At 62.9% G+C, this 23,898-nt stretch carries 22 protein-coding genes; 9 read left to right on the top strand and 13 right to left on the bottom strand.

What is annotated here, in order from left to right:
* Positions 1 to 6 precede the first annotated feature (6 nt).
* Together AC4LFW_RS20105 and AC4LFW_RS20100 are read right to left on the bottom strand one after the other, a co-directional pair.
* A complete protein-coding gene (locus tag AC4LFW_RS20105; protein ID WP_491821461.1) occupies positions 7 to 1,419 on the bottom strand; it encodes a sensor histidine kinase in 1,413 nt (470 codons plus the stop codon).
* A complete protein-coding gene (locus tag AC4LFW_RS20100) occupies positions 1,412 to 2,083 on the bottom strand; it encodes a response regulator (protein WP_491821459.1) in 672 nt (223 codons plus the stop codon). The genes AC4LFW_RS20105 and AC4LFW_RS20100 overlap by 8 nt, the downstream gene beginning before the upstream one ends.
* Before the next feature lie 179 nt (positions 2,084 to 2,262).
* Here AC4LFW_RS20100 and AC4LFW_RS20095 point away from each other — a divergent pair, with 179 nt between their 5' ends.
* The 5 genes from AC4LFW_RS20095 to AC4LFW_RS20075 all read left to right on the top strand — a co-directional run bounded on the left by AC4LFW_RS20095 (position 2,263) and on the right by AC4LFW_RS20075 (position 7,581).
* Positions 2,263 to 3,525: an OprD family porin gene (locus AC4LFW_RS20095; protein WP_491821457.1), complete on the top strand. Its 1,263-nt coding sequence runs from the start codon at positions 2,263 to 2,265 to the stop codon at positions 3,523 to 3,525.
* A gap of 33 nt (positions 3,526 to 3,558) precedes the next feature.
* Positions 3,559 to 4,533 (top strand): Bug family tripartite tricarboxylate transporter substrate binding protein, encoded by a 975-nt coding sequence (locus AC4LFW_RS20090; RefSeq protein ID WP_491821455.1) that lies wholly within the window; start codon positions 3,559 to 3,561, stop codon positions 4,531 to 4,533.
* 62 nt (positions 4,534 to 4,595) lie between these two features.
* Positions 4,596 to 5,039, top strand: coding sequence for a tripartite tricarboxylate transporter TctB family protein (locus tag AC4LFW_RS20085; RefSeq protein ID WP_491821453.1), 444 nt, complete (start codon positions 4,596 to 4,598; stop codon positions 5,037 to 5,039).
* 3 nt (positions 5,040 to 5,042) lie between these two features.
* Positions 5,043 to 6,557, top strand: coding sequence for a tripartite tricarboxylate transporter permease (locus AC4LFW_RS20080; RefSeq protein ID WP_491821451.1), 1,515 nt, complete (start codon positions 5,043 to 5,045; stop codon positions 6,555 to 6,557).
* A gap of 1 nt (position 6,558) precedes the next feature.
* Positions 6,559 to 7,581: an AbrB family transcriptional regulator gene (locus AC4LFW_RS20075; protein ID WP_491821449.1), complete on the top strand. Its 1,023-nt coding sequence runs from the start codon at positions 6,559 to 6,561 to the stop codon at positions 7,579 to 7,581.
* 54 nt (positions 7,582 to 7,635) lie between these two features.
* Here the strand turns inward: AC4LFW_RS20075 and AC4LFW_RS20070 are convergent, their stop codons facing one another.
* The 4 genes from AC4LFW_RS20070 to AC4LFW_RS20055 form a co-directional block, all read right to left on the bottom strand.
* Positions 7,636 to 8,865 (bottom strand): nucleoside recognition domain-containing protein, encoded by a 1,230-nt coding sequence (locus AC4LFW_RS20070; RefSeq protein ID WP_491821447.1) that lies wholly within the window; start codon positions 8,863 to 8,865, stop codon positions 7,636 to 7,638.
* A 446-nt stretch (positions 8,866 to 9,311) separates the two neighbouring features.
* A complete protein-coding gene (locus tag AC4LFW_RS20065; RefSeq protein WP_019341907.1) occupies positions 9,312 to 9,482 on the bottom strand; it encodes a DUF1328 domain-containing protein in 171 nt (56 codons plus the stop codon).
* 73 nt (positions 9,483 to 9,555) lie between these two features.
* Positions 9,556 to 9,792, bottom strand: a complete 237-nt coding sequence (locus AC4LFW_RS20060) for a hypothetical protein (RefSeq protein ID WP_491821445.1) — start codon at positions 9,790 to 9,792, stop codon at positions 9,556 to 9,558.
* 194 nt (positions 9,793 to 9,986) lie between these two features.
* A complete protein-coding gene (locus tag AC4LFW_RS20055) occupies positions 9,987 to 10,421 on the bottom strand; it encodes a ferritin-like domain-containing protein (RefSeq protein ID WP_491821443.1) in 435 nt (144 codons plus the stop codon).
* Between the two features lie 303 nt (positions 10,422 to 10,724).
* Between AC4LFW_RS20055 and algB the strand changes: the two genes are divergently transcribed.
* Genes algB through AC4LFW_RS20040 form a run of 3 tightly spaced genes read left to right on the top strand, consistent with a single transcriptional unit; the run spans position 10,725 to position 14,296 of the window.
* Positions 10,725 to 12,071 carry a sigma-54-dependent response regulator transcription factor AlgB gene (gene algB, locus AC4LFW_RS20050; RefSeq protein WP_491821441.1) on the top strand — a complete coding sequence of 449 codons (1,347 nt, stop codon included), beginning with the start codon at positions 10,725 to 10,727 and terminating at the stop codon, positions 12,069 to 12,071.
* On the top strand, positions 12,068 to 13,855 hold the full coding sequence (locus AC4LFW_RS20045; RefSeq protein WP_491821439.1) for a KinB sensor domain-containing domain: 1,788 nt from the start codon (positions 12,068 to 12,070) through the stop codon (positions 13,853 to 13,855). Before algB ends, AC4LFW_RS20045 begins: the two co-directional genes overlap by 4 nt.
* 33 nt (positions 13,856 to 13,888) lie before the next feature.
* Complete coding sequence (locus tag AC4LFW_RS20040; protein WP_491821437.1) at positions 13,889 to 14,296, top strand: DUF1330 domain-containing protein; 408 nt, start codon at positions 13,889 to 13,891, stop codon at positions 14,294 to 14,296.
* A 9-nt stretch (positions 14,297 to 14,305) separates the two neighbouring features.
* On the opposite strand, the gene AC4LFW_RS20035 is transcribed toward AC4LFW_RS20040, so the two are convergent.
* From AC4LFW_RS20035 to AC4LFW_RS20015, 5 genes are all read right to left on the bottom strand, one after another.
* Positions 14,306 to 15,079 (bottom strand): peptidoglycan recognition protein family protein, encoded by a 774-nt coding sequence (locus AC4LFW_RS20035; protein WP_491821435.1) that lies wholly within the window; start codon positions 15,077 to 15,079, stop codon positions 14,306 to 14,308.
* Positions 15,080 to 15,220: 141 nt separating this feature from the next.
* A complete protein-coding gene (locus tag AC4LFW_RS20030) occupies positions 15,221 to 17,062 on the bottom strand; it encodes a GGDEF domain-containing protein (RefSeq protein ID WP_491821433.1) in 1,842 nt (613 codons plus the stop codon).
* Entirely contained in the window at positions 17,062 to 17,928 is an 867-nt protein-coding gene (locus tag AC4LFW_RS20025) for an endonuclease/exonuclease/phosphatase family protein (RefSeq protein WP_491821431.1), read from the bottom strand. Before AC4LFW_RS20025 ends, AC4LFW_RS20030 begins: the two co-directional genes overlap by 1 nt.
* A gap of 6 nt (positions 17,929 to 17,934) precedes the next feature.
* Entirely contained in the window at positions 17,935 to 18,564 is a 630-nt protein-coding gene (locus AC4LFW_RS20020) for a thiol:disulfide interchange protein DsbA/DsbL (RefSeq protein WP_491821429.1), read from the bottom strand.
* A gap of 188 nt (positions 18,565 to 18,752) precedes the next feature.
* Positions 18,753 to 19,385, bottom strand: coding sequence for a c-type cytochrome (locus tag AC4LFW_RS20015; protein ID WP_491821427.1), 633 nt, complete (start codon positions 19,383 to 19,385; stop codon positions 18,753 to 18,755).
* A gap of 273 nt (positions 19,386 to 19,658) precedes the next feature.
* Between AC4LFW_RS20015 and yihA the strand changes: the two genes are divergently transcribed.
* Positions 19,659 to 20,300, top strand: coding sequence for a ribosome biogenesis GTP-binding protein YihA/YsxC (gene yihA / locus AC4LFW_RS20010; RefSeq protein ID WP_491821425.1), 642 nt, complete (start codon positions 19,659 to 19,661; stop codon positions 20,298 to 20,300).
* 174 nt (positions 20,301 to 20,474) lie between these two features.
* On the opposite strand, the gene gcvP is transcribed toward yihA, so the two are convergent.
* Positions 20,475 to 23,351 carry an aminomethyl-transferring glycine dehydrogenase gene (gcvP, locus tag AC4LFW_RS20005; protein ID WP_491821423.1) on the bottom strand — a complete coding sequence of 959 codons (2,877 nt, stop codon included), beginning with the start codon at positions 23,349 to 23,351 and terminating at the stop codon, positions 20,475 to 20,477.
* Between the two features lie 104 nt (positions 23,352 to 23,455).
* On the bottom strand, positions 23,456 to 23,845 hold the full coding sequence (gcvH, locus tag AC4LFW_RS20000; protein ID WP_491821422.1) for a glycine cleavage system protein GcvH: 390 nt from the start codon (positions 23,843 to 23,845) through the stop codon (positions 23,456 to 23,458).
* Positions 23,846 to 23,898 lie beyond the last annotated feature (53 nt).

Below are 23,898 nucleotides of genomic sequence, written 5' to 3'. Positions count from 1 at the left end.
GCGCCATCAGCCGGACGCCTGGCTCGGTTCGAAGCGAACCCGCACGCAGAGTCCGCCAAGTGCGCCCTGGTCGAGCTCGATGGTGGCCCGATGGGCGCGACATATCTCGCCGACGATCGCCAGGCCAAGCCCCGCTCCCCGCCCTTGCGGCCGCACCCGGTAGAAGCGTGCAAACACCTTGTCGCGCTCGGCCTCAGGGATCCCCGGCCCGTCGTCCTCCACCTCCAGCACGGCCTCCTGGGACACTCGCAGCACCACGTTGCCGCCATCCGGCGTGTGGGCCAGAGCATTGTCCAGCAGATTGCTCAGCAGTTCGCTAAGCAGGGTCGGTTCGCCATCGATCCATACCGGCTCGTCCGCCTCCAGCGCCAGCGCAACGCCCCGTTGGTGGGCCAGCGCAGCCATCGCCAGGCCCAGCTCCCGGGCCAGCTGGCTCAGATCCAGGCGTTGGGCCCCGCCTTCAGCGATCGACTGGGCACCCGTCTCGATACGTGCCAGCGACAGGAGCTGGTTGGCCAGGTGGATCACCCGATCGGTATGCGCACCGGCCTCTTCAAGCGTCTCCCGCCAACGTTGCGGCTGTTGTTCACGTTGGCCCAGTTCGATACGCGCCTTGAGGGCCGCCAACGGGGTACGCAGCTCATGGGCAGCGTCGGCAATGAACTGGGCCTGGCGCTCGAACTGCCCGCGCAACCGCTCGGTGAAATGGTTGAGCGCCACCACCAGCGGCTTGAGTTCGCGCTGCACCGCTACCAACGGCAGGGCGCGCAGATCGTCCGGCTGCCGCAGCTCGACCGCCTCGCTGAGCTTGCCCAGCGGACGCAGCGCCGCACTGACCGCCAGCCACACCAGAACCAGCGCCGCAACGGCCAGCACACCGACGCGCCACAGGGTGTCAATCAGCAGGCTGCGGGCCATGCGCTCACGGGCGCCCAGCGTTTCGGCGACACGGATCTCGGCGATACCGGTGAGCTCCGGCTCACTCACCGGTTGCAGCAGGCTGACCAGCCGCACGCCCTCGCCGCGAAACTCGCCGTCATAGAAGCGTGCCAGGGCCGGATAGTCATCGGTGCGACGCACAGCCGCCCCCGGAGCCGGCAGCGCTTCGTAGCCACTGACCAGGCGGCCATGGGTGTCGAGCACCTGATAGTAGATGCGCCCGGCGCTGTCGTAGGCAAAGGTGTCCAGGGCCACGTATGGCACGTTGGCACGCAATTGCCCGTCGTTGGCGACCAGCCCGTCGGCGATCGCACGGGCGGAGGCCAGCAGGGTGCGGTCGTAGGCGGTATCCGCGGCTGCACGGCCGTTCCAGTAAGCACTCCAGCCACTGAACACCATCAGCAAGGTCAGCAATACCGCGAGCCTGCGCAACAGCCCACCGCGCAGGCTCCCCGCACGCGGCTGCGGCAGGTCAGCCATCGGCCGCCTCCAGCAGATAGCCCAGGCCTCGGAAGGTGACGATGCGCACCGTGCTGCCCTCGAGCTTCTTGCGCAGGCGATGGATGTAGATCTCGATAGCATCAGCGCTGGCGTCTTCGTCCAGGCCGAACACCTGTGCCGCCAGCTGATCCTTGCTCATGACCCGTCCGGGCCGGGTGATCAGCGCTTCGAGCACCGACTGCTCGCGCGACGTCAGGCTGAGCGCCTGTCCGCCGAGGGTGAAGCGCCGCGCGTCGAGATCGTAGACCAGCGGTCCGCAGCGCTGCTGGCGCTCGCCGGCGGCCACGCTGCGCCGCAGCAGCGCCTTGACGCGGGCCTCCAGCTCGGTGAGCTCGAAGGGCTTGGCCAGATAATCGTCGGCGCCAAGGTTGAGTCCATGCACCCGATCGCTCACTTCTCCCCGGGCGGTCAGGATCAGCACCGGCAGGGTCTTGCCACGTTCGCGCAGGCGCGACAGCACCTGAAAGCCGTCGAGTCGGGGCAGGCCGACGTCGAGAATCGCCAACGCATAGTCCTCGGTCGACAGCGCCAGGTCAGCTGCCACGCCATCGTTGAGCAGGTCCACGGTCCAGCCAGCGGCACGCAACGCCTGCGCCACGCTTTCAGCCAGCTGGGGATGGTCCTCGACCAGGAGAATCCGCATTGCCTGTCCTCTGCCACACACGGAACGGGGCGCCAGTGTAGCGACAAGGTAAGCCGCATGCTGCTTTCAACCCCTGAAAGCCTGGCGAAAGTTTCGACGCCTAGGATCGCGTTCAGGTGGCTCGATCCACCCGAAACGGCACACCGCCGTTACAACAAAAACAATAGTGGAGATTCAGGATGCTGACTGCCGTCAGAAACAACCCCGCACAGGCTCGTCTTGCCCTCGCCATTGCAGCTGCCTCGTTGGCGCCCCTGGCCCAGGCCGATTTCATCGAAGACAGCCGCGCAACCCTGCAAACACAGAACATCTACCTCAATCGCGATTTCCGCGAAGGCACTGGCCAGTCCAAGCGTGAAGAATGGTCCCAGGGCTTTCTGCTCGACATCGAATCGGGTTTCACCGAAGGCACAGTGGGCTTTGGGCTCGACGCCATGGGGATGCTCGGCATCAAGCTCGATTCGGGCGGTGGCCGCACCGGCACCGATCTGCTGCCGGTGCGCGACGATGGCAGCACGCCGGATGAATTCAGCCGCCTCGGCCTGACGGCAAAAGCCAAGTTCGCCGAAACCGAGCTGCGCTATGGCAGCCACATCCCGGAAACCCCGGTGGTCAAGGCCAGCGACAGCCGCACCCTGCCCCAGGTCTTCGAGGGCACCATGTTGATCTCCCAGGACGTGACCGGCCTGACCCTGACCGGCGGGCGCCTGGACAAGGTCATCGACCGTGCCTCGACCAATTCGCAGGAACTGCAGATCAACAACAAGAACGGCCGTTTCGACAGCGCCGCCGAAGCCGACCATCTGACCTTCGCCGGCGCCCGCTACGACTTCAGCGACAAGCTCATCGGCACCTACTACGCCGCCGAACTGGACGACATCTACCGCCAGCACTTCTTCAACCTGCAAGCCGTGCAGCCGCTGGGCGAGGATTCGGCGCTGACTGCCGACTTGCGCCTGATGGTCAGTGACGACACCGGCGCGGCCAATGCCGGCAAGATCGACAACCAGGCCTGGAACGGCATGCTGGGTTACAGCCTCGGCGGTCACAAGCTCAGCCTCGCCTATCAGCAGATGAACGGCGACACCGGCTACGCCTACATCGATGGCGGCGATCCCTACCTGGTCAACTTCGTCCAGATCAATGACTTCGCCAACAAGGACGAGCGCTCCTGGCAGGCCCGTTACGACTACAACTTCGCCTCGATCGGCGTCCCTGGCCTGACCTTCCTGACTCGCTACATCTCCGGTGATAACGCCGAGTACAGCGGCGGCAGCAACGGCAGCGAGTGGGAGCGCGACATCGAACTCAAGTACGTGGTGCAGACCGGCCCATTGAAAAATGTCGCCGTGCGTATGCGCAACGCCATGTTCCGTTCCGATTTCGCCCGTGACGCCGACGAAAACCGACTGATCGTCAGCTACAGCCTGCCGATCTGGTAAAGCCATCCACAATAAGAATCAAAGGAGACCTAGATGAAAACTGCAATCCGCCGCATCGCCCTGCTCTCGTCCTGCCTGGTCCTGTCCAGCCAGTTGTTCGCCGAACCCAAGCGCCCCGAATGCATCGCCCCGGCCAAACCCGGCGGCGGCTTCGACCTGACCTGCAAGCTGGCCCAGAGCGGCCTGAAGGACGAAGGCCTGCTCGAGGCGCCAATGCGCGTCACTTACATGCCAGGTGGAGTCGGCGCAGTGGCGTACAACGCCGTGATCGCCCAGCGCGCCGCCGATCCTGCGACCATCACGGCGTTCTCCAGTGGTTCGCTGCTGAACCTGGCACAGGGCAAGTTTGGCCGTTACGACGAAACCGACGTGCGCTGGCTCGCCGGCATCGGCACTGACTACGGCGCCATTTCGGTACGTGCCGATGCGCCTTACCAGAACCTGGATGAGCTGATCGCGGCGGTTAAGAAAGACCCCAGCAGCGTCGTGTTCGGCGCCGGCGCTACCATTGGTGGCCAGGACTGGATGCAGACCGCACTGATCGCCCGTGCCGCGGGTGTGGATCCGAAGAAGCTGCGCTATGTTGCCTTCGAAGGCGGCGGTGAGACCCTCACGGCCATGCTCGGCGGCCATGTCCAGGTGACCAGCAGTGGCCTTGGCGAAGTCGCCCCGCAGCTCGAAGCCGGCAAGATTCGTGTTCTCGCCGTGCTGTCCGATGATCGTCTCCCGGGCAAGCTTTCGAACATCCCGACCGCCAAGGAACAGGGCTACGACATCAGCTGGCCGGTGATCCGCGGTTTCTACATGGGCCCGGAAGTCAGCGATGAAGATTTCAACTGGTGGAAGACCCAGTTCGACACCCTGCTGGCCGACGAAGACTTCGCCAAGTTGCGCGAGCAACGTGACCTGTTCCCGCTGTCGATGACCGGTGATGAACTCAAGGCCTTCGTCAACAAGCAGGTCGCTGACTACAAGGAACTCGCCGGCGAGTTCGGCCTGGTCAAGTAACACCCCGCCAGTAGCGGCTGCCAGAGGGCAGCCGCTACCCGCTCCTCCCGAGGTAACCCACCATGTACGTTCGTGTCTTTGCCGCGGCCTGGCTGCTCGCCTGCGCCGGACTCGCGCTGCTCGCCTGGGGTTTCGAGGCGCCCTTCGCCTACGACCCGGTCGGCCCGCGCGCCTACCCGCTACTGCTGCTGTTCCTGATGGCCTGCGGCGCGCTCTGGCTGCTCTGCAAACCTCACGGCGACCCGACGCCGCCGTTCGACTGGGCGATGGCGCGCCGAGCCGCACTGTGTGTACTGGTACTGCTGGCGTACGCATTGCTGTTCGAAATACTCGGTTTCGTCATCACCACGGCACTGGCTGCCTTTGCCCTGGGCCTGCTGTTCAACGGACGCCTGTTGCCCTGCCTGATCAGTGGCGTACTGATGGGCGTGCTGCTCTACGGCCTGTTCGACCTGTCGCTTGACGTGCCGCTGCCGCTCGGCGTGCTGCGCTTGCTGGAGAGCTGAAAAATGGAAACCTTTACTTTCTTGATGCAGGGCTTCGACGTCGCCACGCGACCGACCAACCTGCTGGTGGCGCTGTTCGGCGCCTTTGTCGGCACCATCGTCGGCCTGCTGCCGGGGCTCGGGCCGATCAACGGAGTGGCACTGCTGCTGCCGCTGGCCTTCGCGCTGGGCCTGCCGCCCGAAACGGCGCTGATCCTGCTGGCCGCGGTGTACCTGGGTTGTGAATATGGCGGACGCATTTCAGCGATCCTGCTCAACGTGCCTGGCGATGCCGCCGCGGTGATGACCACCATCGACGGTTACCCGCTGGCGCGCCAGGGCAAGGCAGGCATCGCCCTGTCGCTGTCGGCCGTCAGCTCGTTCATGGGCAGCATTATCGCCACCTGTGGCGTCGTGCTGTTCGCACCTCTGCTGGCCAAGTGGGCGGTGGCCTTCGGTCCGGCGGAATACTTCGTGCTGATGATCTTCGCCATCGCCTGTCTCGGCGGCATGGTCGGCGACAAACCGGTGAAAACCCTGATGGCTGCCTTGATCGGCCTGGGTCTGGCAACGGTTGGCGTGGATTCGACGACCGGCGTCTACCGCTTCACCTTTGGCAGCGTCAGCCTGTCGGACGGGATCCAGTTCGTCATCGTCGTGATCGGCTTCTTCAGCGTCAGCGAAGTCCTGCTGATGCTGGAAAAGACCCACAGCGGCCAAAAGGCGGTCAAGGCCAGCGGACGCCTGCTGTTCAACTTCAAGGAGTTCTGCTTCACCTTCTGGACCATGGTGCGCAGCGCCCTGGCCGGCTTTGTCATCGGCACCCTGCCCGGTGCCGGCGCGACCATCGCCAGCGCCATGACCTACATGAGCGAAAAGCGCATGGCCGGCGATAGCGGCAAGTTCGGTGACGGCGACCTGCGCGGTCTGGCCGCGCCGGAAGCTGCCAACAACGCCTCCGCCTGTGGCTCGCTGATTCCGATGCTGACCCTCGGTGTACCGGGCTCGGGCACTACCGCGGTGATGATCGGCGCACTGACGCTGTACAACATCACCCCCGGCCCACTGCTGTTCGAACAGCAGCCCGACGTGGTGTGGGGCCTGATCGCCTCGCTGTTCATCGGCAACGTCATTCTGCTGGTGATGAACATCCCGCTGGTCGGCCTGTTCTCCAAGATGCTCAGCGTGCCCAACTGGGTGCTGGTACCGGCGATTACGGCCATCAGCCTGGTAGGGGTCTACTCGGTGCACAGCACCACGTTCGACCTGGTCCTGATGGTCGGTCTCGGGGTGTTCGGCTACCTGTTGCGCAAGCTGGAATTCCCCTTGTCGTCGCTGATCCTCGGCTTCGTTCTTGGCGAAATGATGGAAGACAACCTGCGTCGCGCGCTGTCCATCTCCGCTGGCGATCTCGGCATCCTCTGGGGCAGCCCGATCACTCTCGTGCTCTGGGCCATGGCTGCACTGATGCTGGCCATGCCGGGCCTGCGCTGGTGGCGCCAGCGCCGTCGCGCCAAGCTGGACGAGGCTCACGCCTGATATGCCACGCCAGCTGCCGGGATGGTGGGCGACGCCGCTGGTCGGCGCCCTCGGTGGTTGGCTGGCAAGCCTGGCCAGCTGGCCGCTGCCATGGATGGTCGGTTCGCTGCTGGCGGTCATTGCGGTTCGCTGCAGCGGCTGGCTGGTCAGGGAAGTTCCTCACGGCAGGCAGGCCGGGCAATGGCTGATCGCAAGCGCCATTGGCCTGCACTTCACCAGCGAAGTCATGCAGCAGGTGCTCGATCACTTCGGCGTCATTCTTGCCGGTGCGCTGGGCACCCTGCTCTTGAGCCTGATCGGCATCTTCATTCTCCTGCGCAGCGGTACGGACCGCGCCACGGCGTTCTTCTCCAGCATGCCGGGCGGTGCCAGCGAGATGGTCAACCTGGCCGGCCGGCATGACGCACAACCGGCCTTGGTCGCCGCGGCCCACAGCATGCGTCTGCTGCTGGTGGTGCTGGTCATTCCCGCCTTCTTTACCTGGAGCCTGCCTCCGGTCGATGCCCCGCCACCGGCGCCGGTGAGCTGGCCTTGGCTCGCGGTACTGTTGCCGGCGGGCGGGCTGCTGGCGCTGCTCTGGAAGCGGCTCGACCAACCCAACCCGTGGATGCTGGGGCCGCTGACGGTATGTGCCGTTGCGAGCGCCGCGTTCGACCTGCATCTGGGTATGCCCGAGGGCGTCGGTCAGTTCGGCCAGTGGCTGATTGGCTGCTCGCTGGGCTGTCATTTCGATCGGCCGTTCTTTCGCAAGGCTCCGCGGTTCATGCTGCGCATTCTGCTGTTCACGCTGCTGGCGATGCTCGCGGCGGCGGGTATGGCAGAAGCGCTCGGGTGGATGGCCACGCTAAACCAGACGTCGCTGATGCTGGGCATGATGCCGGGCGGCATCACCGAGCTTTGCCTGACAGCCGAGGCGCTCCAACTGTCGGTCGCGCTGGTCACCGCACTGCAGGTGCTGCGATTGTTTCTGGTGATGTTTCTTGCCGAGCCGCTATTCCGGTTCTGGCAGCGCGCCAGCCGTTGACCCGGCCCGTCAGCGGGCTCTTTTCGCCGATGGATCTGCGCGCTCTGCGCCGCTTCAGCCGAAGAACCAGTAGCACACCAGGATTGCCGCGGTGATCCCGGCGAAGTCTGCTGCCAGGGCGCAACCGACCGCATGCCGCGCCCGCTGGATACCCACTGCCCCGAAATAGACGGCCAACACATAGAAGGTGGTTTCGGTACTGCCTTGCACGGTCGCAGCGACCAGCGCGGCAAAGCTGTCCACGCCCTGGCTCTGCATCGTCTCGATGAGCATGGCGCGCGCGGCACTGCCCGAAAACGGCTTGACCAACGCGGTGGGCAGCGCATCGACGAAGCGGGTGTCCCAGCCCAGCGCGTCCACCAGCCAACGGATCCCGTCGAGCCCGAAATCCAGCGCGCCGGACGCGCGGAACACACCAATCGCACAGAGCATGGCGATCAGATAGGGCAGCAGGCTCTTGGCTACGTCGAAACCTTCCTGCGCGCCTTCGACAAAGCTCTCGTAGACCGGCACCTTGCGCAGCGCACCAACGATCAGGAAGGCGATGATCAGGCCGAACAGGGTCAGGTTGCCGAGCAATGACGACAAAGACGACAGCGCAGTCGCCGAAAGCCCAGCCAACAGCGCCATGAAGCCGCCAAGCAGCAGCGCGCCGGGAACAAGATAGGCCAGCACCACCGGATCCCAGATGCGCAGCCGTTGCACCAGCGCGACCGCCAACAGGCCCGCCAGGGACGACGCGGTGGTGGCCAGCAGTATCGGGAGGAATACCAAGGTCGGGTCTTCAGCGCCTTGCTGCACCCGATACATGAAGATCGACACCGGCAGCAGCGTCAGCGACGAGGTGTTGAGGACCAGAAACAGGATCTGCGCATTGCTGGCCACCGTCTTGCTGGGGTTGAGTTCCTGAAGGGCGCGCATGGCACGCAGGCCGATGGGCGTGGCGGCGTTGTCCAGGCCAAGACCGTTGGCAGCAAAATTCAGGGTGATCAGCCCCAGTGCCGGGTGACCAGCCGGCACCTCAGGCATCAGCCGGCGAAACAGTGGCCCGAGCAGGCGCGCCAGCAGTTCGATCAGGCCGGCTTTTTCGGCGATGCGCAAGAAGCCGAGCCAGAGCGTCAGTGTGCCGAACAGGACGATCATGATTTCCACAGCCAGCTTGGCCATGGCGAACAGGCTTTCGACCAGTGCGGCGAATACCGCCGGATCGTCGCCCAACAGCCAGCGCCAGAGCGCGGCGACCGCGGCGATGAGAAAAAAGCCCAGCCAGAGCCCGTTGAGCATGTCGTTCCCCTGCAGATGATTGGCCGCGATGATAGCCGTGTGCAGAGGTCCCGGCCATGCGCGCCGGTGTCGGTCATGCAAGCACTGCGGGCAACAGGGGGAGGCTGGAATTGAAATGTCGGAAAACGGAGTGCAGCAGCCAGGCCAGCGGACCGGCGTTTTTCACGCTATTTGCGCAATCAAAGGTGGCAGGTGCCACCTTTGGTCGCCATCACCGAACCTGGTCCCTTTACGGGAGGTACTCGCTGTACCCCTAGGTCGCTCCGAAAAAACAGAGCGTCCCGACCCCCTGGTTCTCCCGCTTCGCGGGCTGCCGGATGAGCCTAGGTTCTCGTCCCGGTCTGTTCAGGCCCTCGCGCTGTGGCAAGGACTTTCAACATCCTGGCGTTAAGCCGCTTTTGTCAGGTTACTGCAGCCGCCCTTGCGGGCGGCGTTGTTGCTTCAGCTTAAGCGCGTGGACCGCGGCCACGGCCAAAGATCAGCGACGCTACAAACAACACAAGGAATACTACAAACAGGATCTTGGCGATGCCTGTTGCAGTGCCTGCGATTCCACCGAAGCCCAGTACAGCAGCGATGATGGCGATGATCAGAAATGTAATAGCCCAGCTCAGCATGGTGAAACTCCTCTCTCGTTCAGGAACATCGTTCAACGCAACCACCTTTCGGTGATGGCTGGTGGATCAACCGTTAGAAAACCCAGCGCTGCTCCGACCGTACCTGGGTGTAATCCCTGGTTTTCGGTGCCGGTCCGGTCTGCACGATCCCTACTGGTTGAGCGTCATACATGTGGATTCGTTCCGCTGAGGCCTTGGGCGTCTGGCTGAGCGGCTGCGACATCGGATGCTCGGCGCCTGCCAGTACCACCACGACCGCAGCGGTAAGGAAACCTTTGCTGACCAGCGAGAAACGCGCTTCACGGTTCATTCTCAACTCCTTCTAAGCATGCGGGCAGTCTGTCTTACCAGGTATATTGCAGACCTCATGCCAGCCTTGGTTAAAGAATTTTTCCTTTACTTTCAATAACTTGAGACATCTATTCAAGGTGTCTCCAGTTTAAATTGCACGATGCCTGCAGAATGCACCATGCGTTTTGCACGGCGGACTAATCCCGCACTCAATCAGCGGTCATCACGGTGGTTCAACTTGTGGATTCGTTCATGACAGGCGCGGATCTTCGGCAGCTCGATTGCCAGCAGCGCTTTGACGTCAGGCTCGGCCGTCTTCAGCGCGTCTTCAAACGATTGCAGGATGCGCTCCTCGGCCTGGTCGAGCTGGTCGATATAGACGGCCTCGGCGTGGCCCAGCCGGGCCTTGGTGTCGGTATAGACTTCACGCAGCTTGCCAGCGGTAGTGCCCCCCTGCGCCGGCTGTGCCTGGTTCGCTGCGACTTTTACCGATAGCGCCTGGATGATGTGGGTCTTGGCTTGCGCCATGTCGCGAAACAGATGCTGCAGTTCGACATCACCGACCGCCTCCATGGCGTGTTGGTAAAAATGCTGCCCGTCTCGGGTGATCTCGATCAGCTCATTGAGTTGGGTCATGTTCTGTTGCATACGGCCTCCGGTAAGAACCAAAGCGCGCAGACCAGATCAGCGCGCACGAGACCTCATTCGCCGCAAGCCGCGTGCCAGCACAGTCGAAGGCGCTTCGCTTTTGATTTCAATGACTTAACATCCCGTTTCGCTTGCAGAATACTTGCAGGCTGCAGGAAAGCCGCATCTACACCGTGCAACTTGCAACACATTCCGTAGACTAACGCAGGCGTCAAAGCACCCTGGCATGCCCGGGGCGCGTCGAACAGATCATTTCCACCCCGATTCGCCAGGTAAAGCCGCCTTTGCCTGATTGGAGCTTTCATGGACCAAACAACCGACACCGGTGCCCGTATCCTCTTGGTAGACGACGAGGCTGCGATCCTGCGGACCTTCCGCTACTGCCTGGAGGATCGCGGCTACACGGTGGTAACCGCAGCCAGCGCATCACAAGCCGAAGCGATCCTGCAGCGACAGGTGTTTGATCTGTGCTTCCTTGACCTGCGCCTGGGTGAGGACAACGGCCTGGACGTGCTGCAGCAAATGCGTGTCCTGGCGCCATGGATGCGGGTGGTCATCGTTACGGCGCACTCGGCCGTCGACACGGCAGTAGACGCCATGCAGGCCGGGGCCGCGGACTATCTGGTCAAGCCCTGCAGCCCGGAACAACTTCGCCTGTCGGCAGCCAAGCAGCTGGAAGTCCGCCAGATGGCGGCGCGGCTGGAAGCGCTGGAAGGCGAAGTCCAGAAGCGCAGCGATGCGCTGGGCTCGTACAGCCCGGCGATGATGGGCGTGCTGGAGACTGCGCGACAGGTCGCCGATACCGATGCAAACATCCTTATCCTCGGCGAATCCGGCACAGGGAAAGGCGAACTCGCCCGCGCCATTCACAACTGGAGCCGCCGGGCGAAGAAGGCGTTCATCACCATCAATTGCCCTTCGCTGTCGGCAGACCTGATGGAGAGCGAGCTGTTTGGTCACAATCGCGGCGCTTTCACCGGTGCCACCGAAAGCACCCTGGGACGGGTCAACCAGGCTGACGGCGGCACCCTGTTTCTCGACGAAATCGGCGATTTCCCCCTTGCCTTGCAGCCAAAACTCCTGCGATTCATTCAGGACAAGGAATACGAGCGCGTCGGCGACCCGGTTACCCGACGCGCCGATGTGCGCATCCTTGCAGCGACCAACCTCAACCTCGAAGAAATGGTCCGTGAGGGCAAGTTTCGTGAAGACCTGCTCTATCGCCTGAACGTCATCACCCTGAATCTGCCGCCGATGCGCGAACGTCCGGAAGATGTGGTCAAGCTTGCCGAGCGCTTCCTGGCCTTCTTCGTCAAGAGCTACGGCCGACCTGCCCGTGGCTTCAGCGACAACGCCATCGCCGCGCTGAGGGCCTACCGCTGGCCGGGCAACGTGCGCGAACTGCGCAACGTGGTCGAGCGCGCCAGCATTATCTGCCCGCAGGAGATGATCGAGGTCAGCCATCTCGGCCTCGCCGACCAGGGCGTCAGCAATGCGCCACGGATCGGTGAAGCGCTCAGCCTCGAGGCGCTGGAGAAGGCACATATCGCAGGCGTTCTGAGCACCAGCGACACGCTTGAACAGGCCGCTCGAGTCCTCGGCATCGATGCGTCGACGCTCTACCGGAAACGCAAGCAATACGGCCTATGAAACTCCAGATGAAGCTGCGGACCCGGCTGTTCCTTGGGTTCTCCGCACTGATGACGGTGGCCCTGCTCGGGCTGTTACTGGCGCTGGTCAGCGTCGTGCAGATGGCCAAGAGCCAGGAAAACCTGATCCGCGACAACTTCGGCGTTATCGAGGTCAGCCAGCAGCTGCGCCAGGCCCTGGGCAACCAGCTGTTGTTGCTGGTTCGCGAAGACCGCGACGCCGCTGCGCTTGACGAGTCGCGGGAGAAATTCCAGACAGCCCTGGCCCGTGGCCTCGCCGAAGCCACCGAGGAGCAGGACCGCCAGGCCTATCTGGCTATCGGGGACGCCTTTGCCCGCTTTGCCAGCCTGCTGGATCAGCCGTCCAGCGAGAACGCGATATTGCTGGAGGGCAACCCGCTCAGCCAGGCATTCAACCAGGTGCGTGAGCTGATGGTGGCGATGCAGCAAGACGCCTATACCGAGATTCGCGATACGGAAATTCGCAGTCGTGAGCGGGCGCAGCTGCTGGCAGGCCTGCTGGGGTTGACGGGAATCGCGGTCCTGCTGATCGGTTTCGTCACTGCACACAGCTTTGCTCGTCGCTTCGGTGATCCCATCGAGCAGCTCTCCAGCGTGGCCGACCAGATTGGCCGTGGCGATTTCAATATCACCCTGCCCTCGTCACCGATTGCAGAAATATCGTCGTTGATCCGCCGCTTCGGCCTGATGTCGCAGGCCCTGCACCAGTTCAAGCAGACCAACGTGGAAGCACTGGTAAACGGTCAGCAACGTCTGCAGGCGCTGCTCGACAGCATCGATGATGGGCTCCTTATCATTGACCGCCAGGGCCGCCTGGAGCACGCCAACCCCGTCGCGCAGCGGCAGCTGGCCTGGGAAAGCGAACACCTGGGCTCAACGCTCAGCCAGGCCCTGGGTTATCCGGAGCTGGACGAGGCTGCCAGGCAAGTGCTGGACGACAAACCCTTGTCCGGGCCACCGGAAGACCTGGTCATCGAGGCAGATGGTGAGCGCCGCCTGCTGTCCTGGCGCATGAGTCCGGTGAACCACCATGACGGCCGTATCAGCGGTGCGGTGATGGTGCTGCATGATGTGACCGACCAGCGCACCTTCGAGCGGGTTCGCAACGAGTTCGTCCTGCGCGCATCGCACGAACTGCGCACCCCTGTCACCGGCATGCAGATGGCGTTCAGCCTGCTGCGCGAGCGAACCCACTATGCGGAAAACAGCCGCGAGGCGGATCTGTTCATTACCGTGCATGAGGAAATGCAACGCCTGGTTACCCTGATCAACGACCTGCTGAATTTCTCCCGTTACCAGAGCGGTCAGCAGAAGCTGGAGCGAGAGCCCTGCGACGCAGCCGAGCTGCTCGAGGACGCGCGCCAGCGTTTTCAACCCGCCGCCGAGCAGAACCACATCTCGATCAAGCTGGAGCTGCAGTCGCCACTGCCAAGCCTGTTGCTGGACCGACAGCAGATGGAGCGAGTCCTCGACAACCTCCTGAGCAATGCCCTGCGCCATACGCCCGATGGCGGCGAGATTCGCCTCCTGGCGCGGCATCATGGCGAGCGGGTTATCCTCAGCGTCGAAGACAATGGCGAAGGCATCCCCTACAGCCAACAGGCGCGTATCTTCGAGCCCTTCGTCCAGATCGGCCGCCGCCGCGGCGGCGCCGGACTGGGGCTTGCCTTATGCAAGGAAATCGCCCAGCTGCATGGAGGTCGTATCGGCGTGCATTCGCGGATCGGCCACGGCACCATCTTCTATATCGCCCTGCCCGTCTGAGCCTGGCAGGGCAGGAAAATAGAAGGAGCAGCCATGCCCAGCCTCAACCCCAACCAGGACCAGCTCAAGCGCTTCGCCGAACAGATGCCCGCCGGTGAACCAGTCCTCATGCTCAACCTGCTGCGTTTCAATGATGAAGCCACCTACCCACCGGACAGCGGGCAGCAGCCGTGCTCCGGCAGGCAAGCCTACGGGCGCTATAGCCGCACCGCCATTCAGAAGGTCCGTGCGGCCGGCGGCGAGGTGCAGATCATGGCTGACGCTCGGGTTGCGTTGATCGCACCGGAACAGGAGCACTGGGACCAGGTGCTTCTGGTGCGCTATCCCTCCCCAGAAGCCTTCCTGACGATGCTGGCGGACCCCGAGTATCGCGCCGCCACGATCCACCGCACTGCGGCGCTTGCCGACTCACGGCTGATCGGTTGCAATCCAGCCGCCTGACGCGCCGCCTCAGTCGGCTGCGTTCAGCACGGCCAGCATGGCCGCAGTTTCGGCATCCGGCTCGCCGTCGAAGCGCGCCGGACGGTACTTCATCTGAAAGGCGGCAATGACGTTTCGGGTTTCGGGGTCAAGGTAGCCATGCTCCGGGACCCTGTATCCCTGCGCCGCCAACTGTGCCTGAAACCAGGCAACATCCGGCAGCGCCGCGGCGAACAAACTGCGCTGCCGAGCTACCGCCCGAGCCTCCGGCCAGGGCACCAGCCCGGCATCGGCCAGGCGCTTCCAGGGAAACAGCGGACCGGGATCCACCTTGCGCTGCGGCGCGATGTCGCTGTGGCCGATGATGGCCCCGGGCTTCAGCCCGTGGCGCTGCATGATGTCCTTGAGCAGCACGATCAGGGCATCGATCTGCTCATCCGAGAAAGGATACCAGAGCCGCCCTTCGGCGCTGTCGACATACCCACCGTTGACCAGCTCGATGCCGATGGAGCTGGAGTTGAGCCAGGTCCGGCCGTTCCACTGGCTCTCACCGGCATGCCAGGCTCGCTGGCTTTCGTCCACCAGACGGTAGATGGTCGCGGGCGATTCGCCGATCAGGTAATGGCTGCTGACCCCATCTCCCTTGAGTATTTCCAGTGAGCGCTCGAGGTCGCTGGAGGTGTAATGCAGGACGATGAACTGCGCCCTGCTGTCATAGCCAATCGACTGCTGGCTGGTATCGATCCGTGGCCCGCTGGCACAGCCCGCCAGCATGGCGATTGCGATCAGGATCAAGGCTTTCATTGGCACCTCTGGTCGACAGCGAAATGACGCAGGTGGCCGCCTGTTGATGCGTCACCGGTTGCGCAACGCCTCGCGGCAAGGCGCTGGACAAAATAGCCGGAAAGTATAGCGAGACGCGGCCGGCGCTCCCAGATCGCTTGGTCAGCCCATCTCGATGCAGTTGCGCCCCGACTCCTTGGCTCGATAGAGCGCCCGGTCGGCCCGCTCGAATACCTGTCCGGCGCTGTCGTTCGGGGCAAAGCTGGCAATCCCGGCCGACAACGTGACCTGAATCCGAGCGCCCTTGAAATGGAAAGGGCAGCTCTCCACCCCAGCTCGCAAGGTATCGAGCAGCTGCCGACCGGCCTCGATGGGGGTCTCGGGCAGCAGCAAGGCAAATTCTTCACCTCCGAACCGGGCGATGAAGTCGGTTTTGCGAAGTCGCTTGCGTAGCTCGTTGGCGATGATTTTCAACACCCGATCACCGGCAAGATGCCCGAAACTGTCATTGATTCGCTTGAAATGGTCGACATCGAGCACGGCCAGAGACAGCTGCCCTCCGTAGCGCTGCTGGCGCGCCACTTCAAGCTCCAGCCGTTCGTTCCAGGCAGCCCGGTTGGGCAGGGTAGTAAGCGGATCATGCAGGGCTATGCGACGCTGTTCTTCAAGGTGATCGCGCATCCCGGAGGCGGCCTGCTCAAGGCTTGCGACCCGCTCGACGAGGGTACCGAGGCGCTCGCTCAACTGCTGCTCATGCTCGCTGCGCTGCCTCTGGTAGGCGTCGACAGTGTCGAGCAACCCGTCCAGACGTGCCTGGACCGCCTGCTTCAGGCTCGGCAGATCCTTGGCTTCAAGCATACTGTTCTGCAGCCCGCCGACCTGCTGGCGCAACTCCTCATCCAGCGACTGTGCGGTTTCCTTGCTCTGCGCCTGACCATCTCGGGCGGCACTGAGGCTTTCCTGCATGGAGGCCAGGCGTTCGTTGAGCAGCTTGAGATAGCTTTCGAACTCGCGCTGGCCCTGATCGGCCATGGCCACCAACAGCTGGGCCAGATCGTCCAGCACCGGCACCAGCTCATACCAGTTCAGGCCTTGCTGAATCCGCTCACGCAGCGCCTGCGCCTCCCCCTGCTGGTGCTCAGGCAACTGAAGGTCGTCAAGCAGGCCGAACAGTGTCGACTCCACACGCTCGGCAATGGCGCTGTAGGCCTGCTCTGGAGACGATGGCAACTGGTAGGGGTCAGCCGTCTCGACCTCCTTGGCTGTATCCGGGTCCGCTGCAGGCGCTTCCTCCGCTTCATGCACCGCCACGGGAGCATTCACGACTGCTTTGTCTTCCAGCTGCGCCAAGCCGGACGCATGGTCAGAGGGCTCCGCCTGCCCTGCCGGGTCGCATCGATCCTCGGTTGGCTGCAAGGAGGGCGATTCACCCATGGCCCGCTGCGACTCAGCTCCGGCACCGGCGACAGCATCGGCAGAGCGCTCACGCTGCCCGAACAGGCGGCCCAGCAGACCCACCGAAGGCGCAGTGCTCTTGGCCTGCGCTGCCAGTGCCTGATGCTGCAGCTCGCCCAGCTGGCTCAACAGGCCTGGCAGTTCGCGCGACTGCGCGGCACGCTCATCGAGCTGGCGTGAAAAGGCCTTCAACGGCTTGCGGATTTCGACCGGTAGCGGCAGATCGAGCAGCTGCGAGGTCAGCCGATCAAGCGCTTCGGTCAGACGCCTGAGCCGTTCCTGCTTGCCGCGCTCCGTATCCAGAACTGCACGTTCGAGCCGGGGCACCAGAGCGCTCAGCCGATCATCCTGTACCTCGTCACGCAACACGTCGCGCAATTCGCGCATGCACTGCTCTACCGCAGGATCAGCGCCATCCACGGCAAAGCTGCTGCGAACCAGGCTCCGACGCAGCAGATCCAGTCGTGTGCTCCAGCGGCCCTCAAGCTTTTCATGCTGCTCGAGGGCGTGGAGGTATTTCTCTTTCCAGCGTTGCGCGTCGTCACTCATCAGGTCCCATCCGTTGGTACAGGCAAGGCATCTCCATGCAGCGCATCGGGCAGACGGATCTCCACGGCTACCGGAAGATGATCCGAGGGCGCCTGAGCCAGGATGTCGACACGCTCCAGCGTCAGGCTGGGGCTCAGCAATATGTGGTCCAGGCAACGCTGCGGGCGCCAGCTGGGAAAGGTCGCCTCGATCTGTGGCGCCTGCAAACCGAGATCACGCAGGGGTGAATGCTCCAGCAGATCGCTGGCATGGGTATTCATGTCGCCCATCAGGATCTGGTGACGGTAGCCACCGATCAGGTCTCGAATGTAAGCCAGCTGACGAGTTCGCGCACCGCCACCCAACGCCAGGTGCATCACCACCACGACCAGGGCGTCTTCGCCTTCGCCAAATCGCAACAGAATCGCACCACGTCCGGACGGACCCGGCAACGGATGATCCTCCAGCCCCTGCGGCTCCAACCGGCTCAGCACGCCGTTGCTATGCTGGGCAAAGCGCCCCAGGTTCCGGTTGAGCTGCTGGTACCAGTAGGGAAATGCGCCGAGCTGCGCAAGATGCTCGACCTGATTGACGTAGCCCGAGCGCATGCTGCCGCCGTCCGCTTCCTGCAGCGCCACCAGATCGTAGTTGGCAAGCAGGTCGCCGATGCGCTGGAGATTTCGCGCGCGGCCGGTATGCGGCAACAGATGCTGCCAGCTGCGCGTCAGGTAATGGTGGTAGCGCTCGGTGCTGATGCCGACCTGGATGTTAAAACTCAACAGGCGCAGCCGACCGTTGCAGGGCAGGCCGCTGGCGTCCAGACAAAGTGGATTGACTCTTGCCTGACCGGGGCCAGCCAGGCGTGGCGAACTCCAGCGGCGCAACATGGCCGGTTACCGGGCTGCGCGTTCTTTTTCGATCAGAAAGTCAGCCACCTTCAGTGCCCGCTCCGGGCCACCTGCCGAGCCGATATCGAAACGATACTTGCCGTTGACGATCATGACCGGCACGCCCGAGATCTGATAAGCCATCGCCAGCTTCTTCGCCTGCTCGGCACGGCTCTTCACACCGAACGAATTATAGGCCTTGAGGAAGGCTTGCTTGTCGACGCCCTGCCCTGCCAGGAATTCAGCCATCTTTTCCGGCGTATCGAGCTTGTTGCCGTCCCGATGGTAGGCATTGAACACCGCATCGTGGACCTTCTGCTCGACACCCATGGACTCCAGCGCGAGGAACATCTGACCGTGCGCATTCCATGCACCCCCGAACATTGCGGGGATGCGCTTGAAATCGACGTCATGTGGAAGCTGCTCGATCCAGGGGTTGATGATCGGCTCGAACTGGTAGCAATGCGGGCAGCCATACCAGAACAGCTCCACCACTTCGATCTTGCCCGGCTCGGCAACCGGCACCGGGTTCTTCAGCTCAACGTATTCCTTTCCAGCCTGGAACTCCGCCGCATTGGCTGGCAGGCCGAAGAGACTGGTGGCTACGAGAAGGGCACTGAGAACGAGTTTACGCATGGTGACTCCCTTGGTAATGAATGGCTGACCGACAGCGTCACAGGCTGCAGCAAATCAGTCAGGCTCGCCAGCGATTTGCGCCGCTTTTCAATATCTTGACAATGTTTATAGCGAGGCCATAAACGAAAAAAGGGCGTTCAGGCACATGTCCTGAACGCCCTCTCATGCAGGCTGATCCGCCTTTGCGATCAGTGCAGGCCCTGGATGTAGCTCGACAGCGCCTGGATTTCCTTGTTGCTCAGCTTGGAAGCGATGGTACGCATGATCGCTGTATCGCCATCATTGGTACGATCCCCTTCACGGAAGTCAGTCAGCTGCTTGGCGGTATAAGCCGAGTGCTGGCCGCCCAGCCGCGGGAATCGAGCCAGATTGTTACCGACGCCGTTCGGCGAATGGCAACCGGAACATGCCGGCATGCCTACATCCAGCTTTCCGCCACGGAACAGCTGCTCGCCCTGCTGAACCAGTGCAGGATCAGCCATGCCGATGGTCATTTTCTGGCTTGCAAAATAGGCGGCCATGTCCTGAAGATCCTGCTCGCTGTAGGGCTCCAGGATACCGGTCATCTCAAGCACCTTGCGTCCGACGCCCGGCTCTGCGGTGGGGCTGCTGCCCGCCTTGATATCCTGCAGCTGCTTGAACAGATAGTTCTCACCCTGACCCGCCAGTTTCGGGAAGTTCGGTGCGGCGCTGTTGCCGTCAGGGCCATGGCAGGCACCACAGACGGCAACCTTCTCCTGGCCGGCCTCGGCATTCCCAGCCGCGTGGGCCATACCGGTGATGCCAAGGGTCAACAGCAGACTCACGAGTACTTTGTTCATCAGCTCATCCAACTACGGCTAAGGGTTAAAAAGGAATCTTATTCGGCAGGCCGGCCGCTGGCGCCCCGGCCATGCTCGTTATGGTCGCATGTGTTATCGATCCGCAACAGGCGGGGTAATCCTCATCTTCCGCTTCCTAAGGAAGCCAATATTGCTGTTGCAAACCACGGTCGTTTCAGACCAAAGCGCACACAAAATCTGCGGCATTATATACTGGCGCTACTGAAACGGAAATGAACCATTGCCGCACCCTGCGCACCTACCGGAAAGCCCATGCCCCCGAAAAACCCGATCCTCGGCCTCTGCCAGCAAGCCACCTTCATGACCAGCGCCGCCAAGGTCGACCAATGTCCGGCAGACGAGGGCCTGGAAGTCGCATTTGCCGGCCGGTCCAATGCAGGCAAGTCCAGTGCACTGAACACCCTGACCCACGCAAGCCTCGCCCGCACGTCGAAGACACCCGGACGCACCCAGCTGCTCAACTTCTTCAGCCTCGACGAACATCACCGCCTCGTCGATCTTCCCGGCTATGGCTACGCCAAGGTACCGATCCCGCTGAAGCAGCACTGGCAACGCCATCTGGAAGCCTACCTGAGCAGCCGTGAAAGCCTGGCTGGCGTCTTTCTGATGATGGACATCCGCCACCCGCTCACCGAATTCGACCGGATGATGCTCGACTGGTCCAACGCCAGCGAGATGCCGCTGCATATCCTGCTGACAAAGTCCGACAAGCTTGCATTCGGCGCGGCGAAGAATGCCCTGCTGGCAATCGGACGGGATGTCCGTAAGGGCTGGGGCGACGGCGTCAGCATGCAGCTCTTCTCCGCACCGAAGCGTCAGGGCGTGGAGGAGGCCCAGCTGGTGCTGGCGCAGTTGCTCGGAATGCTGGACGAGGACGCGCAAGAGCAGATCTGAAACCCAGCAACCCCGGGAGTGGGTCACGCTTCACCGATACACCTGGCAATGCGGAGGTGGATGCAACAACAGCATCCACCCACGTCAGCCTCGTGCGTCAAGCTTCAAGCTTCAAGCTTCAAGCTCAGGCCCTACATTGCTTATGCGCCGTCACCCTGACCTGAAGCTTGCCGCTCAACTCCGATAATCCTCGACCGGCACACAGGCACAGAACAGGTTCCGGTCACCAAAAACGTTATCGACTCGATTGACCGCCGGCCAGTACTTGTGTGCCTGGGTATGTGCGCTTGGCGTCACCCCTTCGGCGATGCTGTATGGGCGATCCCACAGATGGGTAACATCTGCCAGGGTGTGGGGCGCGCGCACCAGCGGGTTGTCCTCGGCAGGCCAACCTCCGTTTTCAACCTTGGCGATCTCCGCGCGGATGCTCAACATCGCCTCGACGAACCGGTCCAGCTCCGCTTTGGACTCGCTCTCGGTCGGCTCGACCATCAGCGTGCCGGGTACCGGAAAGGACATGGTCGGCGCATGGAAGCCGTAATCGATTAGGCGTTTGGCGACGTCCTCCTCGGAAATCCCGGTCTTGGCCTTGAGTGGCCGCAGATCAATGATGCACTCATGAGCCACTCGTCCGTTGCGGCCGCTATAGAGGACGGGAAAAGCCTCACCGAGGCGCATCGCCAGGTAGTTCGCACTCAGGATGGCGACCTCCGTGGCGTCGCGTAGCTGCGGCCCCATCATTGCGATGTACATCCAGCTGATCGGCAGGATGCTGGCGCTACCCCAGGGCGCTGCGCTGACCGCACCGTTCTCGGGGTTCGGGCCCTGCAACTCGATTACCGGATGGTTGGAAACGAAAGGCAGCAGGTGCGCCTTGATGCCGATCGGCCCCATGCCCGGGCCGCCACCGCCGTGGGGAATGCAGAAGGTCTTGTGCAGGTTCATGTGCGAGACGTCCGCACCGATATCTGCCGGTCGCGCCAGACCCACCTGGGCGTTCAGGTTGGCACCGTCCATGTACACCTGGCCACCCTGGGCATGAATCGCTTCGCAGATCTCGCGAATGCCTTCCTCGTACACGCCATGGGTGGAGGGGTAGGTAATCATCAGGCAGGAAAGCCGATCACCGGCTTCGGCAGCCTTGCGCTTGAGGTCCTCCAGGTCGACGTTACCTGCCTTGTCACACTCGACGATCACGACGCGCATGCTGACCATCTGCGCCGAGGCCGGATTGGTACCGTGGGCCGAGGATGGAATCAGGCAGATATCCCGCTGACCTTCGCCGCGGCTCTCATGGTACTTGCGGATGGCGACCAGGCCGGCGTATTCGCCCTGCGCGCCGGAGTTGGGTTGCATGGAGATCGCATCGAAACCGGTGATCGCACAGAGCCACGCTTCCAGCTCGTCGATCATCAGTTTGTAGCCCTGGGCCTGCTCCTGGGGCGCGAAGGGGTGCAGATTGGCAAATTCCGGCCAGGTGATGGGAATCATCTCACTCGTGGCGTTGAGCTTCATGGTGCAGGAACCGAGCGGGATCATCGCCTGGTTCAGAGCCAGGTCCTTGTTCTCCAGCTGCTTGAGGTAGCGCAGCATCTCGGTTTCGCTGTGATGAGTATTGAACACCGGATGGGTCAGGTATTCGCTGCTGCGCTGCAGCTCGGCGGGGATGCCGCTGGGAATCTCGCCGGCATCCAGGTCTGCGACCTTGAGTCCGTGATCCGCTCCGAGGAATACCGCCAGCAATTGGTTCACGGTCTGCTCGGTGCAGGTTTCGTCGAGGCTGACGCCCAGCTTGCCGCGGCCAAGGATGCGCAGATTGATCCGCGCCGCACCTGCACTTTCCAGGATCGCAGTCTGCGCGCCGCCTACTTCCAAGGTCAGCGTATCGAAGAAATGCCTGTTGACGCGCCTGATGCCGTGCCGCTCCAGCGCGCTGGCCAGGATCGATGTGAGCCGATGGGTACGCTGGGCAATGCGCTTGAGCCCTTCAGGCCCGTGATAGACGGCATAGCAGCTGGCGATATTTGCCAGCAGCACCTGTGCCGTGCAGATGTTGGAGTTGGCCTTCTCGCGACGGATATGCTGCTCGCGGGTCTGCAGCGCCATGCGCAGCGCAGTGTTGCCGCGGGCGTCCTTGGATACACCGATGATCCGGCCCGGCATGGCGCGCTTGAAGGCATCACGGGTGGCGAAGTAGGCCGCGTGCGGGCCACCGTAGCCCATGGGCACGCCAAAGCGCTGAGTCGAGCCAAGCACCACGTCGGCACCGAGTTCACCCGGCGGCGTCAGCAGCAGCAGGCTGAGCAGGTCGGCAGCCACACAAGCCAGCGCCTGCCGGGCGTGCAGCGCATCGATAGCCGGACGCAGATCGCGGATCTCACCATGGGTGTCGGGGTACTGCAGCAGCGCACCGAACACGTCCTGTTCGCTGATATCGTCCAGTGCGCCGATGACCAGCTCGAAACCAAAGGCTTCGGCGCGCGTTTTCAACACCGAAAGGGTTTGCGGATGGCAGTTTTCGTCGGCGAAGAAGGCGTTGCTTTTGCTCTTGGCCATACGCCGCGCCAGCGTCATCGCTTCGGCCGCTGCCGTCGCCTCGTCGAGCAGCGATGCGTTGGCCAGATCGAGTCCGGTGAGGTCGATGGTCAGCTGCTGGAAGTTGAGCAGCGCCTCCAGACGTCCCTGCGCAATTTCCGGCTGATAGGGCGTATAGGCGGTGTACCAACCCGGGTTCTCCAGCACGTTGCGCAGGATCACAGGTGGCGTGACGGTGCCGTGATAGCCCATGCCGATCAGGCTGGTCCAGAGCTGGTTCTGCTCGGCGTAGCTGCGCAGCCGTGTCAGTGCGTCCTGTTCGTCCAGCGCCGCCGGCAGTTGCAGCTCTCCCTCGAGCCGGATCGCCGGCGGCACGGTCTGCCGGACCAGCTCGTCACGACTGGCCAGGCCAAGCGCATCCAGCATGGCCTGCTGTTCAGCCGCATCAGGGCCGAGATGGCGACGCAGAAAGGCGTCAGGTTGCTGGAGCTGGGAAAGGCGCGGCACTTGGGACATCACTGCTTCTCTCGAAAAAAGGAAAACCCCGGGACAGGATTCTGCGAAAACGGATTCACCAGGTTTTCACAAGCCCAGCATCGCGGGGTTTTGGGAAGGAACGCTTAGGCTTCGGCGTCACAGGAGGCTTTGTAGCCATCCGCGTCGAGCAGCTTGTCCAATTCCGCGACATCGCTCGGCTGCAGCCGGAAGAACCAGCTGCCATAAGGCTCGCTGTTGACCGCCTCGGGGGAATCGCTGAGCTGCTCGTTGATTGCAATCACTTCGCCTGCAATCGGGGCATAGATGTCCGAAGCTGCCTTTACCGACTCCACCACGCCAGCCTGCTGGCCTGCTGCGAGCTGCTGGCCGACGTGCGGCAGTTCGACATAGACCACATCGCCCAGTGCTTCCTGGGCATGATCGGAGATCCCTACGCTGACACTGCCGTCCTCTTCCAGACGGGCCCACTCGTGGCTGGCGGCGTAACGCAGATCGCTGGGGATATTGCTCATTCGTTGATCCTCAAACTGTCGATGGACTGGGCCGGCTGCTCAGTGGCCCATGA

The organism is Stutzerimonas sp. C6.4V (assembly GCF_058536345.1).
The sequence above is the reverse complement of the archived record's forward strand: the minus strand, read 5'-3'. Positions and strand labels throughout refer to the sequence as shown.

Bases quoted from the DNA above. Each gene is read 5' to 3' on its own strand.
- AC4LFW_RS20085 (WP_491821453.1), top strand. From the start codon at position 4,596: ATGTACGTTCGTGTCTTTGCCGCGGCCTGGCTGCTCGCCTGCGCCGGA.
- AC4LFW_RS20080 (WP_491821451.1), top strand. From the start codon at position 5,043: ATGGAAACCTTTACTTTCTTGATGCAGGGCTTCGACGTCGCCACGCGA.
- AC4LFW_RS20090 (WP_491821455.1), top strand. From the start codon at position 3,559: ATGAAAACTGCAATCCGCCGCATCGCCCTGCTCTCGTCCTGCCTGGTC.
- AC4LFW_RS20095 (WP_491821457.1), top strand. From the start codon at position 2,263: ATGCTGACTGCCGTCAGAAACAACCCCGCACAGGCTCGTCTTGCCCTC.
- AC4LFW_RS20015 (WP_491821427.1), bottom strand. From the start codon at position 19,385: ATGAACAAAGTACTCGTGAGTCTGCTGTTGACCCTTGGCATCACCGGT.
- AC4LFW_RS20060 (WP_491821445.1), bottom strand. From the start codon at position 9,792: ATGAACCGTGAAGCGCGTTTCTCGCTGGTCAGCAAAGGTTTCCTTACC.
- AC4LFW_RS20035 (WP_491821435.1), bottom strand. From the start codon at position 15,079: ATGAAAGCCTTGATCCTGATCGCAATCGCCATGCTGGCGGGCTGTGCC.
- AC4LFW_RS20030 (WP_491821433.1), bottom strand. From the start codon at position 17,062: ATGAGTGACGACGCGCAACGCTGGAAAGAGAAATACCTCCACGCCCTC.
- AC4LFW_RS20025 (WP_491821431.1), bottom strand. From the start codon at position 17,928: ATGTTGCGCCGCTGGAGTTCGCCACGCCTGGCTGGCCCCGGTCAGGCA.
- AC4LFW_RS20045 (WP_491821439.1), top strand. From the start codon at position 12,068: ATGAAACTCCAGATGAAGCTGCGGACCCGGCTGTTCCTTGGGTTCTCC.
- AC4LFW_RS20065 (WP_019341907.1), bottom strand. From the start codon at position 9,482: ATGCTGAGCTGGGCTATTACATTTCTGATCATCGCCATCATCGCTGCT.
- AC4LFW_RS20105 (WP_491821461.1), bottom strand. From the start codon at position 1,419: ATGGCTGACCTGCCGCAGCCGCGTGCGGGGAGCCTGCGCGGTGGGCTG.
- AC4LFW_RS20070 (WP_491821447.1), bottom strand. From the start codon at position 8,865: ATGCTCAACGGGCTCTGGCTGGGCTTTTTTCTCATCGCCGCGGTCGCC.
- AC4LFW_RS20020 (WP_491821429.1), bottom strand. From the start codon at position 18,564: ATGCGTAAACTCGTTCTCAGTGCCCTTCTCGTAGCCACCAGTCTCTTC.
- AC4LFW_RS20055 (WP_491821443.1), bottom strand. From the start codon at position 10,421: ATGCAACAGAACATGACCCAACTCAATGAGCTGATCGAGATCACCCGA.
- AC4LFW_RS20040 (WP_491821437.1), top strand. From the start codon at position 13,889: ATGCCCAGCCTCAACCCCAACCAGGACCAGCTCAAGCGCTTCGCCGAA.
- AC4LFW_RS20075 (WP_491821449.1), top strand. From the start codon at position 6,559: ATGCCACGCCAGCTGCCGGGATGGTGGGCGACGCCGCTGGTCGGCGCC.
- yihA (WP_491821425.1), top strand. From the start codon at position 19,659: ATGCCCCCGAAAAACCCGATCCTCGGCCTCTGCCAGCAAGCCACCTTC.
- algB (WP_491821441.1), top strand. From the start codon at position 10,725: ATGGACCAAACAACCGACACCGGTGCCCGTATCCTCTTGGTAGACGAC.
- gcvP (WP_491821423.1), bottom strand. From the start codon at position 23,351: ATGTCCCAAGTGCCGCGCCTTTCCCAGCTCCAGCAACCTGACGCCTTT.
- gcvH (WP_491821422.1), bottom strand. From the start codon at position 23,845: ATGAGCAATATCCCCAGCGATCTGCGTTACGCCGCCAGCCACGAGTGG.
- AC4LFW_RS20100 (WP_491821459.1), bottom strand. From the start codon at position 2,083: ATGCGGATTCTCCTGGTCGAGGACCATCCCCAGCTGGCTGAAAGCGTG.